Consider the following 17,396-nt stretch of genomic DNA (forward strand, 5'->3'; position numbering starts at 1 on the left):
CCTGCAGAACCAACTACAGAATGTTATGAAACTGCAACCTTCAACAACACGACTTGTACTTGGGATGTAACAGGAACACAACCTACAGAACCAGAAATAGAATGTAATGAGACAGCTATCTTTAATGAGATAACATGTGCTTGGGAAATATCAAATAATGGACCTAAAAACATCTATTATTCTGACACAGACAACGATGGTTTCGGAGACTTTGACAACATAATTGAAGCATGTACTCTTCCTGATGGATACACTACAAATAATGAAGATTGTGACGATACTAACGATACCATTTTTCCCGGAGCTACCGAAATTGGAGGAAACGGAATAGATGAAAATTGTGATGGAATGGATGATCCTACTTTAGGAGTACATGATTTTGAAATAGAAAACATAAACATTAGCCCTAACCCATTTAATTCTTATTTAAACATAAAACTTCCTTTGGCTTTAAGAAATGAAATGATTACCACAAGAATTTATGATATAAACGGAAGAATAGTTCACAGAAATATATCGACACCAATTAACGGTAAAATCGTTTTAAATAATCTAGAAAGATTAGAACAAGCACCTTACTTTTTAAGAATTTCTAACTCCAAAAATGTAATAATCCACACTCACAAATTGATAAAATTCTAAACAAAAAAACTCTCAAAAAAGCTAAATATTGATTTATTTAGCTTTTTTTACGCAACAAAAAGTCGTTCAAATACCATAAAATAGGTTGAAATGTATTTTTTTTAAAACACTTAAAATATTGATTACCAGTTATTTGAAATTTAAGATATGTCGTTTGTCGAATAAAATTGCATTTCAAAGACAAAATACAGTATATTTGACACTTAATATTTAGTCCCTAACTACAACTTAACTAATTATGAAATTTTTGACCCTCAAAAACGCTTTTTTTACAATAATAGCGATTACGTTATTTATTAAAACCTCCAATTCACAAACTACTTTAGGATTTTATGACTTTGAATCTGGAAATCAAGGCTGGACCGGAGGGTCTAGAGCTGTCAGAACCAATAACGCAACTTATGCTTACAGCGCAAATAATAGTTTTTATCTAAGAGATAACTCGGGAGATGATTCAGCTATGACCTCGCCATCATATAGTTTATTTATTTATGACAAAATTGATCTTAAGTTTTTCTTTACAGCAATAAGTATGGAAAATGGCGAAGACTTTTTTGTTGAATACAATAGTGGTGGATTAGGTTCATCTTGGGAAACAGTAAAGCGATTTGTAAGCGGAAATGTATCAACTAAATCTGCGGATTTCCAAAGCACTAATTCTGTTATACATTACAGTAAAACGGTAACATTAATGGCTACAGACTTTAGCTTCCCAATATTACCAACAGGACAATTTAGAATACGATGTGATGCTAGTGACACAAATGATTATGTAATGGTCGATGACATTTTAATAACTGGTACTACTTATAACACGCCAACTAATGGACCAGGCGGTGTAACTAATAATTTAGACTTATGGCTAAAAGCAGATCAACTTGATGGTACAACTTATGGTTCTGATGGCGCAAATGTTACCAAGTGGTCTGATAATGGAAAAGGAAATCATGCCGAAGTTGTTGTAACTGGTCAAGAACCAGTATACAGAAATAATAGTGGTAAAAACATGAACTTTAATCCTGTGATAGAGTTTGAAAACAATAACAACACCTCAGGCTCTGACATGACCTATTTAACTAATAGAGATGAGTTAAAAGGAACAGGAGGTTTTAACACCAATGATTTGTTTGTTGTTTTAATGCCAGATCCTAGTATTACAAGCTCTATGGTACCATTAGATACTTTTACTAGCTCAGATCCTTTAACAGAAAGCTATACAGAAGACGTTACTGGATTTGGTTACGGATCTTATACTGCACGGTTAAATAATGAACGCCTGACATATTGTATAGGAACAACAAGTGAAACATCATCAAATCCCACTGAAAATGGATATGCTAGATCAGACACTAATTCATCAACAGATTATAATCAAATTCAAATTGTAAATATTAGACAGAATGCTAGTGATACTGATATGGAATTATATTTTAATGCCAATCAAGTTGGGAACGAAACAAATGATATATCTCGATACGCTACAATAAATAATGGAAGATACTGGTTGGGTCGAAGTCAATATTGGAATGGTAGTTTTGATGGTCGTATTGCTGAGGTAATTACATATAACTCAAGAAAATCTGATAACAACCTAACACAAGAACGCAATAGAATACAGTCATATTTAGCAATAAAATATGGCATAACGTTAGGTATAAATGGTACTTCTCAAGATTATGTTGATAGTTCTGGAAACATAATATGGGATCAATCTGCAAACCTAGGCTACAATTATGACATAACAGGTATAGGTAGAGATAATGACTCTGAGTTAAATCAAAAACAATCTAGAAGTGTAAATGACAATACTGATGGCACCGGAAGGATTCAAGGTATTCTTACAATGGGATTAACTGATTTACATGATACAAATTCTACAAATATTAACACCAACTCTACTGCGTTTGGAGATAAAGAATTTTTAGTTTGGGGAAATAATAATGCTAGTTTAGACGCTGCACCAAATGTTATATCTGTAGACATGAGCTCAGGAATTTCAGGTTTATCTACTCCTGTTAGTTTTCTTGGTATGCAACGTATTTGGAAAGTTGTAGAGAATGGCGGAGATGTCTCAGATGTAAAAATCAAAATTCCTCAAAATGCAATTAGAAACATTAGCCCTCCGGGTAACTATTATATGTTTATTTCAGATACACCTGTATTTGACCCCACAGCAGATTACAGAATCATGACCATTAATGGTACTGATCTTGAAACAAGCTACGATTTTGATGGTACAAAATATATCACTTTTGGATACGCGCCTCAAGTAGAAGTTGTGCGCTCTGTATATTTTAATGGTGCTACAGACTATATAGACATGGAAGACAATTTAGATTTAAACCCTTCAGGCTTTACGATATCTGCGTGGATAAAAAGAGACGCAGCTGACACTGGGATTAAATCAATTGTTTCAAAACGAAACAATCCTTTTACAGAAGGTTATGACTTTCAAATTTTAAATGACAACAGAATTAGAATGTACTGGAAAAACGGAAGTAATCAGACATTAGCCAGTATTACTAAAATCCCTGATAACGAATGGCATCATGTTGCTGCAATTTACAATGGCACAAAAATCTTTTTATACATTGACGGTGTTTTAGATAGGTCCGTAAACAGATCTGCACCTGTAAGCACAACTAATTCTTTTCATGTGGCTTCTGCTGCTAAAACAGGTACAACACAATTTTTTAGAGGAAATATTGATGAAGTACGTGTTTGGAGTACCGCTTTAAGCATAAACCAATTACGTTATATTATAAATCAAGAAATTAAACAAAACGCAGCCTTTGTTTCTGGTAAAGTATTACCAACAACAATTACAAATAATGAAACCGCAACGCTAGCTTGGAATACACTAGAAGGATACTATCCAATGTCCATCTACACATACACCAACACTAATGATGCATCAGGTAATAATAGACAAGGTGCTTTAAGAAATCTAAATACTGTAGATTTCCAAACTGCTCCACTACCCTATTCTTCTAAATCTAACGGAACTTGGACTAGTCATAATACATGGACCAATGGAGACAAACAATACATTCCAGGCTCTGCATCAATCGTAGATTCAGATATAACTGTAGACTGGAATATTGTACAAACAAGTCATAATATAACCATGGATAACGTTAGTTTACCTACTAATAATAATAGTAACAGACGTGTATTAGGTATGGATGTTCAAAGCAATACGCTAATGCTAGATGGTACTACAAGTCTAAGAACTGGAAATGGCTTAACTATAACACATTACTTAAAATTAGATGGTAAAATTGATTTACAAGGTGAATCTCAATTAATTCAATCTTTAAATAGTGATCTTGATGTAACTAGTTCCGGAGTGTTAGAACGCGACCAACAGGGTACAAAAGATTTATTCACATACAATTATTGGTCTTCTCCAGTAGGTGTTGGTAATACAAGTACAAATAATAATGCTTACACTTTACCACAAGTATTTAAAGATGGTACAGATCCTAACAATCCAATAGACATAAATTTTATAACTAGCAGTTATGATGGAACAACAGGAACTCCAATAGGAATTGCAGATTATTGGATTTGGAAATACTCTAATCAATCAGGCGCTTATGCAGATTGGCAACATGTAAGAAGTACAGGTACTTTAATTTCTGGAGAAGGATTTACCTTAAAAGGGGTTACAGATACAAGCGGAAACGTTTTATTAGAACAAAACTATGTTTTTAACGGAAAACCAAACAACGGTAATATTACACTACCAATAACAGTAGGTAATGAATATTTAGTAGGTAACCCATACGCTTCGGCTTTAGATGCTAATCAATTTATAATGGATAATGCACCTACTATTGAAGGCGCAGGAAGCACTACTGGAACATTATATTTCTGGGAACATTGGGGAGGTGGTTCTCACAACCTTGCAAATTATCAGGGAGGTTATGCTACCTATAACTTATCAGGATCTACTCCTGCTGCCAGTTATGGAACTAATGACCCACTAGTTGGGACAGGCGGAACACCGGTTAAACTGCCTGGGCGTTACATCCCTGTTTCTCAAGGTTTTTTCGTTAAAAGTGAAAACACAGGAAGCATTAGGTTTAATAACGGTCAACGTGTATTTGAAAAAGAAGGAGCTTCCTCTGTATTTGTAAGAACCTCTGATACTAATGCAACTAGTGATGTTTATAATTCTGATGACCGCTTAAAAATCAGATTAGGCTTTAACTCGGTTAACAATTTACACAGACAGTTGTTAGTTACTGAAGATGCTAATGCTACTTCAGGTTACGATTGGGGTTATGACGGAGAAAACAACGAATCTCAAATGGATGATATTTATTGGATGATTGAAGACAACCAGTACATAATACAAGGTACAAATGCCATTAACGCCTCTACGATATTACCATTAGGAGTACATACAAATACGGACGGAGAAAACACTTTTGTAATTGATGCTTTAGAAAACACACCGGAAAACATGGAAATTTACATCTATGATACAGTAACCAACCTATATCATGATATAAAACAGGATACGTTCTCAATTTATCTTGCTGCAGGTGCTTATACAGATCGTTTTGAATTAAGATTCAGTCAATCTGAAGTGTTGTCTACAAATGAATTTGATATTGAAACAACAATACAATTTTATTATGCAAATAATTCCAATACTATTGTAGTTAACAACCCTAAGTTAGAAACTATCAAATCTGTGAGTTTATTTAATATAATTGGACAGGAAATTACTGTTTTTAATGACTTTGAATCTATAGATTTAATCGAATTAAAAACAAATGTAATAAGTACAGGTAGCTATATATTAAAAGTAAAAACTAACGATGGGACATTCTCTAAAAAGGTTTTAATCGAATAATAAAAGGTTACAAAATTTTTTATATAAATAAAAACCCAAAACACTTGTTTTGGGTTTTTACTTTTAAACCATTCAACTGTATTAAAAAACACTTAAACGTCTAAACAAATCACAAAGCAGCACTAAAGATGTATTTCATCGAATAATTTTGTTATTCATCTAATTTATAGGTAGTTTTATCCCGATTTAAATATTAGTTCCCCAACTAAACTAAAATCCTACTTATGAAAAACTATACTCCTAAAGTATTACTAGCTAAAACATTATGTAAAAACATGATGTTTACTGTTTTGTTTTTAAGTTTCTCTTTAACCTATGCACAAACCTCAGCAGTTCAAGTAACAGTAAATTGGCCCGAATGGTCTTCAGAAAATAGGGTGCAAATATATAATCCTTCAGGTACATTATTAGCTACTATTGATGATGGTTATACTGGCGCTTCAAATTCGTCTTATTCAACAACCTTAGATTTAAGCTGCTTACCTGACGGAAACAACTATTATGCTACTATCTACGACACATATAATGATGGGTGGAATGGCGGCGCCTCCAATATTACCATAACCTCAAGCGGTACAACTGTATTAACAAATTCAGGTAACAGTGCAAACTCAGGCGGAACAACCTTATATTTTAATGTTTCTGGAGGATGTAGCGCTACCTGTACTTCTGTTATTACAACTTTTCCATACACTGAAAGTTTTGAATCTGGTTTAGGAGATTGGTCTCAAGATACAGGAGACAACATGAATTGGACACGAGATGCTAATGGCACACCATCTAGTAATACCGGGCCTTCAACTGCTAATGATGGCAACTATTATTTATACACAGAAGCAACTGATTATAATAACAGTACCGCTAATTTAATAAGCCCATGTTTTGACTTATCCGGTGCCAGCAATCCGGTATTCTCATTTTACTATCACATGTATGGTAGCGCTACTGGAAATCTAAATGTAGACTTAAGTACAAATAATGGCGCAACCTTTCCTAACAACATCTGGTCACAATCTGGTCAAGTGCAAACTAGCAATGGTGCTTCGTGGGCTTTGGTTACATTAGATTTAAGCGCATACGTTGGACAAAGTATTAACCTAAGATTTTCAGGAACAACAGGTAATGGTTTTAGAAGCGATATCGCTATTGACGATATTTCTCTTATTGCTACCACAACACCATTACCTGAAATAGATATTACAGGAAATAGCATTAGCATAATCAATGGAGACACAACACCAAACACTTCAGACAACACTGATTTTGGATCTACAAATGTTACTACAGGAAACGCTACTAAAACATTCTTAATTAATAATGATGGAACACTTCCATTAAACTTAACAGGTTTATCCCCATATGTAACAATAACAGGAGCAAACGCTTCAGACTTTACGCTAACAACAACTCCTACTTCTGTTATAGCTGCCGGAAATACGACTAGTTTTGATATTACTTTTGATCCTTCTGCCAACGGATTAAGATCTGCAATACTGACAATAGCAAATAACGATTCTAACGAAAACCCTTATATTTTTTACATCCAAGGGTACGGTACAACATCATCAGTAACCAATGGACCAGGAGGTATTACTGCTAACTTAGAAACATGGCTAAAAGCAAATGATGGTGCTGGTGTTAGCGATAACCAACCTATAACAACATGGTATGATCAAGCAAATACAAATAACGCTACAGTAAATACCGCAGGACAAGAGCCAACATACAGAGACCATCCTGATTACAACGTTAATTTTAATGCAGTCTTAGACTTTGATAGCTCTTATACACTAGCCCCAACAGATGATGATTACTCTTACGACAGCACAAATGGAGATTTCTTAGAAGGAGGAACCGGTTTTTACACTCAAGATATGTTTGCTGTTATTTTACCTGACACTAATATAAATGCAACATTTGGTAATATGGATGTATTTTGTGGAGACGAAGATATTAATACAAATACAGTAGACGTTACAGGGTTTGGATACGGGCGTTACTCTGCAAGATTTACTAATGAAGTCTTTGCGTATTGCGTAGGACCAACAACTGCAACATCACCATACACTGGATACGGTGTCGCTGACAACAACACGTCAAACAACTATAATAATGTAGGAATATTAAACGCCAGAAACAATAGCGCTTTAACTAGACAAGAGTTGTTTTACAATGCTAATAATGTTGAAACCGTACAGAATGATATTTCAGATTTTTCAAATGTAAATAATTCTCGTTATTGGATTGGAAGAAGTGAAGGTTATGAAGCAGCAACAAATGCTAGAATAGTAGAAATAATCTCATTTTCTTCTCGTAAAAACGATGCAAACCTATTAGACGAACGTAATAAAATACAATCTTATCTTGCTATTAAATACGGAGTAACATTAGGTGTTAACGGAACGTCACAAGATTACGTTGCCTCAAACGGATCCGTAATTTGGGATACTTCTGCTAACTCAGGTTTTAACTATGATATTGCAGGAATTGGAAGAGATGACGATTCTGATTTAACCCAAAAACAATCTAAAAGTGTCAACAACTCAAGTATTGTTGCAATATCATTAACTAATACAGAAACAACAAACAACCTCAACACCAGCGCATTTAATACTAGTAATGAATTTTTAGTTTGGGGTAATGATGGACAAAACACAAGTACCTCAGGAAGCTCAATTACAGTTAGCTTAGGACCTGCAACTGTTACTACCATTACAGATGTAATGAACAGAAAATGGAAAATAGTTGAAACTGCTGGTGATGATATTGGAAAAGTTGAGGTATCAGTATTTGATACAGATCTTGCAGGTTTACCGCCTTTAACAGGAAACGATGCCTACGTACTATTAGTTTCTGATGATGCTGGTTTTTCAACCAATCTGCAAACAGTATTTTTAGACTCCAATACTTTTAATGGTATCCCAACTAAAGAAGGTAGTTATGATTTTGATGGAACAAAATATTTCACTTTTGGAGTAGCACATGAAGAAATAAAATCAAGACATTTAGGCTTTGACGGTGTAGATAATTTTACACTAGTTGGAGACAAAATAGATTTAGCTGGAGATTTTACTGCTTCCGCTTGGGTAAAAACAAATGGTTCAAACGCCCTAGCTTCAGACAAAACTATAGTTGCAAAAAATGATGGTGTTGATGGGTATAAATTCTTTTTAACAGATAGCAACTTAGTAAGCTTTACTATAGGAACTACCGCTTCAGGAAGAATAGAATCCAATACTACAATTCCAAATAATGTATGGCATCACGTCGCCTGTGTTTACGACAATGGCATTGCTAAATTATACATTGATGGGGTTTTGGATACTACAAAAACATTAATTAACCCGACTCCTAATGGTTCTGACTTTGCTATTGGCGCCATTTATATTGACAAAACAAATGTTTTAGATTTTTTTAAAGGAGATATTGATGAGGTTAGAATCTGGGATCAAGCGCTTTCTATTACGCAGCTGCGCTATGTTATGAACCAAGAACTTGAAAAAGCAGGAACCGTTGTTAATGGCGTTATTGTACCAAATACAATTACCAAAAATGATATTAACAGTATCAACTGGACCAATCTTAAGGCGTATTACAACATGAACTCTTATATCGGAACCCATCTTAACGATGTTTCTGGAAATGGCAATAGAGGTAGCTTAACAGACCCTAGTAAGTTTACTTTAGAGTTTCAAACCTCTCCACTACCCTACAACACCTCAGCAGATGGTAACTGGGACAACTCTAATAGTTGGGCAAGTGGTACCGAGTGGTATATTCCAGGATCACAATCTATAGTGGACCCAAATATTACCATAGACTGGAATATAGTTAACACCAACCACAACGTTACCTTAGTGAATGCAACTTTGCCTTCAATAAATAAAAACAACAGGACTATTTTAGCTTTAAATGTACAAAACAACATTTTAACTGCAGATGGTACTACTGCGACTAACTCTGGAAATGGTTTAACTATCACGCATTATTTAAAAATAGATGGTAAAATTGATTTACAAGGCGAATCTCAATTAATACAAACTTTTGAAAGTGATTTAGACAGCACCAGTTCCGGAACTCTAGAACGCGACCAACAAGGAACACAAGATTTATACACTTATAATTATTGGTCATCTCCTGTGGGCGTAACAAATACAACTAGTAACAATAATAGCTACACGGTACCTACAATTTTTAAAGACGGTAGTAATCCTGCAGCACCAGTAGATATTAACTTTATTACAAACAGTTATGACGGTACATCAGGTACCCCAATTGGAATCGCTGATTATTGGATATGGAAATACGCTAATCAATCTGGAGCTTATGCCGATTGGCAACATGTAAGAAGTACAGGATCTTTAAATACAGGGGAAGGTTTTACTCTAAAAGGAGTCAATAACACTAATGGAAATGTACTAACAGAACAAAACTATGTCTTCCAAGGAAAACCTAACAATGGCGAAATAACACTTCCTATTACAGCTGCTAACGAGTATCTAATTGGAAACCCTTATGCCTCTGCAATAGATGCACATCAATTTATTATAGATAACGGGCCTACCATTGAAGGTGCAGGAAGCACAACAGGAACATTATATTATTGGGAACATTGGGGAGGTGGCTCTCATAATTTAGCACAATACCAAGGTGGTTATGCCTCATACAATCTATCCGGAGCAACACCTGCTGCAAGTTATGGTACAAATGACCCACTAGTAGCGACTGGTGGTACTCCATCAAAATTACCGGGTCGTTATATTCCCGTAGCACAAGGTTTCTTTGTAAAAAGTGAAAACACTGGTACTTTAAAGTTTAATAATAATCAACGTGTCTTTGAAAAAGAAGGCAGTGGATCTTCAGTATTTGTAAGGCAAGATGTTGACAATACAACCGATGACAACTATAATTCTGACGAAAGGTTAAAAATTAGATTAGGCTTAAATTCCGTTAACGGAATACACAGACAATTGCTAGTAACTCAAGATCCAAATGCTACTTCTGGTTATGATTGGGGCTATGATGGTGAAAGTACAGAAAACCAAATTGATGATATGTATTGGGATATTAACAACGGGAATTACATCATACAAGGGATTGATGTAATTAACACTAGCACAGTATTACCTTTAATACTAAAAACTAACTTAGACGGTAACAACACGATTACGATTGATGCGCTAGAAAACGTGCCTTCTGACTTAGACATTTACATACATGATATTTTAAATGCCACTTATAGCGATTTAAGAGCATCTGATTTTACAATACAATTAGCCGCAGGAGAATATACTGATAGGTTTGAATTGGTCTTTAGTGCTTCAGAAACTTTAGGAGTTGAGGATCATACTTTAGAAACTACACTAAACACTTATTACGCCAACAGCAGTAATAGTATTGTTGTAAGCAATCCTAAATTAAATAGTATAACATCTGTAAATCTTTATAACATATTAGGACAACTTATTGCTGATTTTTCAGATTTAGAAACTCAAGATTACATCGAATTAAAAACAGGAAAACTTAGCACAGGAACCTATATTATTAAGTTAAAAACAGATAATGGAGAACTATCTAAAAAAGTTTTAGTTGAGTAAGTGAATACCCCAAATTAATTCTCATTTACTAAAAAAGCCGAAACTTGCGTTTCGGCTTTTACTATTATAAAGAGTTACCTTTTATTTTATTTTAGAAATCATTGTTTCTAAGTCAACAGTATCTTGAGTTCCAGATACCATATTTTTTAAAGTAAACTGGCTATTTTTCAATTCTTCTTCACCAACTAAAACAACAAAAGGAATGTTACGCTTGTTAGCATAATTCATTTGTTTTTTCATGTGTTTTCCGTTTGTAATCTTATCAGGATACAACTCAGCATTTATACCAGCTTCTCTTAATGCTTTTACAGCTTTTAAGCAGAACAAAGCTTCGTTATCTCCAAAGTTAATAAAGATAACCTCAGTAGATTTAGTTATAGTTTCTGGAAACAATCCTAATTCTTCCAAAACTAAGTAAATACGATCTAATCCAAAACTGATACCTACTCCACTAACATTTTTAAGACCAAAGATACCTGTTAAGTCATCGTATCTTCCACCTCCACCAATAGATCCCATAGCCACACCTTCTGGTGCAGATACTTCAAAAATAGCACCTGTATAGTAATTTAATCCTCTAGCCAAAGTTACATCTAATTGCAACTTTGCAGATTTTAAACCTAAAGTAGAAATTGCAGTATTAATAAAATCTAATTCTTCAATACCCTTTTGACCTTCTTCAGACGTTGATAATATTGATTTTAAACTGGCTATTTGAGAACCAAAATCGCCAGTTAATGTAAACAACGGTTGAAGCTTAGCAATACCAGCTTCAGAAATACCTTTACCAAGCATTTCTTCTTTTACCTTTTCCTCTCCTATTTTATCTAATTTATCTAAAGCAACAGTAAAGTCAATTAACTTATCACTTGCTCCAATAACTTCTGCAATACCAGAAAGTATTTTACGATTATTAATTTTAATAGTCGCACCTTCCAATTTTAAAGCAGTAAAGACCTCGTCATACAATTGTACAAACTCAACCTCTTGCCATAAACTATCACTTCCTACAACATCTGCATCACATTGATAAAACTCTCTAAAACGTCCTTTTTGAGGTCTATCTGCACGCCATACCGGCTGCATTTGATAACGTTTAAACGGAAACTCTATATCGTTTTGATGTTGTACCACGTATCTTGCAAATGGTACTGTAAGATCATAACGCAATGCTTTCTCTGATATTTTAGTTGTTATTTTATTTGAATTTTTCTCAGTATATAAGTCATCATTTACTTTTGACAAATAATCACCACTATTCAAAATTTTAAAAATCAAACGGTCACCTTCTTCTCCATATTTACCCATTAAGGTATCCGAGTTTTCAAAACTTGGTGTTTCTATAGGTTGAAACCCAAAACGCTCAAATTTAGACTTAATAGTACTAAAAATGTAGTTACGTTTTGCTACTTGTTCTGGATTAAAATCTCTTGTTCCTTTTGGTATGCTTGGTTTTTGTGCCATAATATTTTCTGCCAAAGCAGAACTATTTTTAATGTTTACTTATAATTTTAAAATAGAACCTACTACTGTAGGCTTGACAAAAATATATAATACTGTTGTCTTTGTGTCCCTTTAGAAGAAAAAACACTATTACCTACCATAACAAGCCTGTAATACGTTTTTACTAATTACGAATGTCTTAGTTGATTAACTTGTTAAAATACTCATACAACTCCCCTTTTGTAATTGCACTTCCGGATTGTATCAACTTAAATTTATCTAAGTTTTTGTCTTCAGAATAATCTTTTTTACCTTGAGTAAATGTAACCGTATCATCCATTAAATTTTCACGCAACCAATTAAATCCATCAGTTGTTGTTACATCTATAGGTCCATCTATTTTAATTCCAATAACATGCATGTGATCTTCGTTAAACACAAACAAATGTATGTTGTGCTCCGATATCTGCTCAACATACTTCACAGTAGATAAGACACCTTCCCAAACCAAGTCGCTAAACACATCTAATTCCTGCTCTGCAACTTCAGGCTTTTCCGTTTTAAGCTTATCCCACTCGTCTGCGGTAATGGTTTGTGTTGCTAAAAAGTTAATAAACTCTTTATGTAATTCTTCAAATTGTTCTTTTGTAAGTCTAGAATACTTCATCTTCTCTATTTCTTAATATTTAATGCTTTAGCTACTTCAAAAGGTCTATCAGTTGCAAAAAGATCTATTCCTTTATCTCTCCATAACGTATATGGCACCTCTCCTTTTGCCTCTGCTTGCTTATCTAAGTTTCCTAATGTACCTAACATGGTTTTTATACCGTGTGATTGTACTGTTTTATAAAAGTAGTTTGGAGATAATCTTGTCCCCGTAAATGCTAACATATTTTGTGTTGGTATTTTTGAATTTAATAACCAATCTAATTCTTTTTGATTTCTAGCAGATACAGATAACATTAAATTAGGCGCTAAACCGTATGCTTCTTCCGCTTGCTTTAAATCGTATGTAATAATTATTGAGACATCTTCTGCTTCTACTTGCTTTACTAAAGCTACAATAGCGTCAAAAGACACACTCTTTTTCTTATCCAATGTAAGTACTACGTTTTTTTCTTTAGCCCAAAGTAAGACCTCTTTTAACGTTGGTATCTTAAATGCTGTTTCATTACCATAATCATCTTCTAAATTAAAGGCTTGCAACTCCTGGTAAGTATACTTGTTTAATTTATCTGTTCCAGTAGTGGTACGCTCTAATGTATTATCATGCATTAATACTAATACATTATCTCTAGTCTGCGCGATGTCAATTTCATAGATAGCAGGAATACTATCATTTATATATTTTAAAGTTTCTAAACAGTTTTCAGGATAATGCTTTAAACCTTTACCACCTCTGTGCACACTAATAATCAACTCTTGCTCTGGCTGGTACTTAAAAGTTTCGATTAACGCCGATTGTTTAAGTGTAGAAGCATCTACTGTAGTTGTTTTTGATACTTGAGCTGTCTCTTTTTTACAAGACACAAAAGCCACTAATAGCACTGCTAAGTATATGTTTTTAAAGGCAAGGTTTCCGCGAAAGCGTTGAAATAAAAAAATCATTTAAAAATGTTTTAAGTTATAATATTGAATAAAAAAAAATGCGCCCCTTAAAAGGAGCGCAAATTTAAAAAATATCTATGACGTATGGACTAGAAAATGTATCTAACTCCAAATTGTGCTTGCCACCTTGATAATAAGCTTGAGTTATAAGAAAATGTTTCTGTTGCTCCTGTGTACGTATATGTTGGCACACCAGATGCATCAACATCTACTCCTAATGGTTGTACAGAACTTGGTTGTTGTACAAGACCCCAGTCACTATTTAATAAGTTTCCAACATTTAATACATCAACACTAAACTGTATTGTATTAGTTTTACCACCTCCTACATTAAACTTGTAGTCTTGTAGTAATTTAAGATCCCAACGTCCTCTCCATGGAGCTAAAGCACCGTAGCGCTCTACATAGTCTCCACGACGATCACTTAAATAATCATCTTGTTGGATAAAAGACTCAAAAGCCTCAGCTTGTCCAGCTCCTGAGAATTGCATGTCTTGTAATTCTGCAGCTGTAGGTACGTAAAGTAAATCGTTTAAGTTAGAACCATCTCCGTTTAAATCTCCACCATAAGTGTAGTTAAAACGTCCACCTTGAGCGTACTCAAAGAACGTAGAGATTGTTGTTGACCATTTATCATTACCATAAGTAAACTTTTTACTTGCAACACCAATAAAACGGTGTGTATCTCCGTATTTAGAATGTGATAACACATCGTTATTAGCATTACCAACTACTGGATTAAATGCAAATGCATCACCCGTAATTTCTGCTTCAATTGAATTAACATCCTTAGAGTTTAAGTAGTTATAAGCAACACTTGTGTATAATCCGTTATCAAATGTTTTTTGAGCCTTAGCTGTAAAGTTCCAAACACGACCTTTGTTTGAGTTTGTAAATACGTAAGCATTATTAATAACATCATCTGATGTGTAGATTGCTCTTGTATCTCCAGGCGCATTTAAAGTTCCCGTAGGATTACGAAGTCCCCAGTTTTGTACGTGTGCTCCATTAATATCTTTTGTATAAGAAATATCTGTTGTTGCAACAATACCATTATCAAATCTGTAATCTGCTCCAATATTTGTTCTCCATACTTGAGGGAATTTAAAATCTGGATCTACTACTTGGTAAAAGAATACTTCTGGATTAGCAATCTGGTTACCTAACCATACAAATGGTAAACGACCTGTAAATAATCCCGTTCCACCACGTACTTGAAAACTATTATCTCCTTTTACATCATAATTAAACCCAACTCTTGGAGAGATTAATACTTTGTTTGATGGCATTTTAGTGTTATCTAAAAACACACCTTCTCCTGTATTAGGATTTACATATTCAATTCCTGGAGCATAACAACATGCTCTATCAATAACATCTTGTGCTTTTGAAGATGAGTCAAAAAATAATGGCTTGTCAAATCTAACACCGTATGTTAATTTAAAGTTTTCAGTAACATTCCATTCATCCTGAAGATAAAATGCTAATTGTCCTACATTCGTTTCGGCTAATGCCCAACCCCCTGCAACACCTTCACCGTTTGCTTCTAAACTTGCGTTTGCAGCTGCAGCATCGTTAAATAATGCTTGTAATTGTCCTGAATCTGCAAAGTTTTGAAAATCGTCCATTGTTGTTGTTGGAAAAAAGACGCCTTGCGCTCCATAAGCTCCTAAATTGAAAGAGTTATCAAACTGAAATTTCTCATAAGAGAAACCTACAGTGTACGTATGATCACCTTCAACATAGTTTAAGTTATTTGAAAATTGAAATACTTTCTGATCCAATGTATTGTTAATAGAAAAAGGCTCATGTCCTGCAATAATATAATTAGAACCACCATTTGTAATTGTAATTGTTGGTGCTGGTGATGATAATGCATTTCTATAATCGTCAAAATGAGTATACCCCATTTGAAACTTATTACTTACGCTACTAGATAACGTCGAGTTTAATTCTAATTGAAAAGACTTGATGTTATTATTGATCTCATATCCTGTGTTTTCAAACTGTAATGTGTTTGTGTCCGGCCCTCTAAAACCTAATGCTGATGGATGTGCAGGTTTTTGTTTAGATGCATTTAAAAAATTATAAATTACCGCTAAACGGTTATTATCATTAATATTCCAATCTAACTTAAAGATACCTTTAGTAGAATTTGAATCGTAATTAAATCCTTGGTAACGTCCTGGATCATATCCTAAGTCCAATAATGCATTTTGAACAATTAATAGATCAGACTCTAAAACACGAGTTTCGTTAATTGCGCCACTTCCTGTATCTGGTACAAAACCATTTGTACCTAAATCAGAACGTTCGTCCTTTTCAAAGTTAGCAAAGAAGAATAATTTATTTTTTACAATTGGACCTCCGATACTAACACCATATTGGTTTTGTTCTAAATCCGACTGAAAAACATCTTCTCCTTTAATCTTTCCTCCAGTCATGTCTTCGTTTCTAGTAAAACCGTAAACAGTACCATGAAACTCATTAGTTCCACTTTTAGTTACCGCATTAACAGCAGCACCAGTAAAACCAGACAATGTAACATCATAAGGTGCTAAAGATACTTGAATCTGCTCAATAGCATCTAAAGATATTGGCTGAGAATCTGTTTGACCTCCCGGAGTTGCAGCATCTAATCCAAATGGATTATTAAAAACTGCACCATCTAAACTAAAGTTGTTAAATTGATCATTTCTACCACCAAAAGAGTTTCCTGAAGCAGAAGGCTCTAACCTTGTAAAATCTGCAGCAGATCTAGAAATAGTAGGCAACGTTGTTAACTCACGTCTTCCAACACTAGTTTCTGCACCAGTTCTATCACTTCCAAAAGTACCAGAAGCAGACCCTGTAATAACAACCTCATCTAAAGACTCGGCATTACCATTCATTGCAGCATCTAAGTTTGTTGTTTTACCTAATGTTAAATATACATTAGTAAATGTTTGCTCTTTAAATCCAACATAAGTAATAGATACCGTATACGGTCCACCTACTCTAAGATTTAATAAATTGTAACGTCCATCTAAGTTTGTAATAGCGCCATACTTAGTTCCCGTTGGACCATGTACTGCTACCACATTGGCACCAAATAATGGCTCGTTGGTGTCATCCTGAACAAGACCTTTAATGTTAGATGTAGTGACCTGAGCAAAACTCAGTACTGTAAATAACAATAAAGTAATAGTTAAGTTAAGTTTTTTCATTGTGTTATATTGTTGTGTTGATTGTTTTTGATA

At 34.2% G+C, this 17,396-nt stretch carries 7 protein-coding genes; 3 read left to right on the forward strand and 4 right to left on the reverse strand.

Annotated elements, in window-relative coordinates; genetic code table 11:
* The 3 genes from CXF54_RS12310 to CXF54_RS12320 all read left to right on the forward strand — a co-directional run.
* Positions 1-642, forward strand: a 642-nt coding sequence (locus CXF54_RS12310) for a MopE-related protein (protein ID WP_157823447.1), incomplete at its 5' end; no start/stop codon positions are given.
* 238 nt (positions 643-880) lie between these two features.
* The gene (locus tag CXF54_RS12315) at positions 881-5,509 is read left to right on the forward strand and encodes a LamG-like jellyroll fold domain-containing protein (RefSeq protein ID WP_101203788.1); all 4,629 of its coding nucleotides are present in this window, start codon (positions 881-883) and stop codon (positions 5,507-5,509) included.
* Positions 5,510-5,733: 224 nt separating this feature from the next.
* A complete protein-coding gene (locus CXF54_RS12320; protein WP_232782614.1) occupies positions 5,734-11,106 on the forward strand; it encodes a LamG-like jellyroll fold domain-containing protein in 5,373 nt (1,790 codons plus the stop codon).
* A gap of 81 nt (positions 11,107-11,187) precedes the next feature.
* On the opposite strand, the gene hisS is transcribed toward CXF54_RS12320, so the two are convergent.
* The 4 genes from hisS to CXF54_RS12340 form a co-directional block, all read right to left on the reverse strand.
* The gene (hisS, locus tag CXF54_RS12325; protein ID WP_090842245.1) at positions 11,188-12,570 is read right to left on the reverse strand and encodes a histidine--tRNA ligase; all 1,383 of its coding nucleotides are present in this window, start codon (positions 12,568-12,570) and stop codon (positions 11,188-11,190) included.
* Positions 12,571-12,748: 178 nt separating this feature from the next.
* Entirely contained in the window at positions 12,749-13,216 is a 468-nt protein-coding gene (locus tag CXF54_RS12330; RefSeq protein ID WP_090842247.1) for a DUF6495 family protein, read from the reverse strand.
* A 5-nt stretch (positions 13,217-13,221) separates the two neighbouring features.
* Positions 13,222-14,157: a glycerophosphodiester phosphodiesterase family protein gene (locus CXF54_RS12335; RefSeq protein ID WP_101203789.1), complete on the reverse strand. Its 936-nt coding sequence runs from the start codon at positions 14,155-14,157 to the stop codon at positions 13,222-13,224.
* A gap of 89 nt (positions 14,158-14,246) precedes the next feature.
* Positions 14,247-17,363, reverse strand: coding sequence for a carboxypeptidase regulatory-like domain-containing protein (locus tag CXF54_RS12340; RefSeq protein WP_101203790.1), 3,117 nt, complete (start codon positions 17,361-17,363; stop codon positions 14,247-14,249).
* Between the last annotated feature and the right edge of the window lie 33 nt (positions 17,364-17,396).

It is taken from the genome of Olleya sp. 1-3 (assembly GCF_002836085.1).
Taxonomy (GTDB): domain Bacteria; phylum Bacteroidota; class Bacteroidia; order Flavobacteriales; family Flavobacteriaceae; genus Olleya; species Olleya namhaensis.

Excerpts from the sequence above, each read along its gene's own strand:
- CXF54_RS12315 (WP_101203788.1), top strand. The coding sequence starts at position 881 with ATGAAATTTTTGACCCTCAAAAACGCTTTTTTTACAATAATAGCGATT.
- CXF54_RS12340 (WP_101203790.1), bottom strand. The coding sequence starts at position 17,363 with ATGAAAAAACTTAACTTAACTATTACTTTATTGTTATTTACAGTACTG.
- CXF54_RS12330 (WP_090842247.1), bottom strand. The coding sequence starts at position 13,216 with ATGAAGTATTCTAGACTTACAAAAGAACAATTTGAAGAATTACATAAA.
- CXF54_RS12320 (WP_232782614.1), top strand. The coding sequence starts at position 5,734 with ATGAAAAACTATACTCCTAAAGTATTACTAGCTAAAACATTATGTAAA.
- CXF54_RS12335 (WP_101203789.1), bottom strand. The coding sequence starts at position 14,157 with ATGATTTTTTTATTTCAACGCTTTCGCGGAAACCTTGCCTTTAAAAAC.
- hisS (WP_090842245.1), bottom strand. The coding sequence starts at position 12,570 with ATGGCACAAAAACCAAGCATACCAAAAGGAACAAGAGATTTTAATCCA.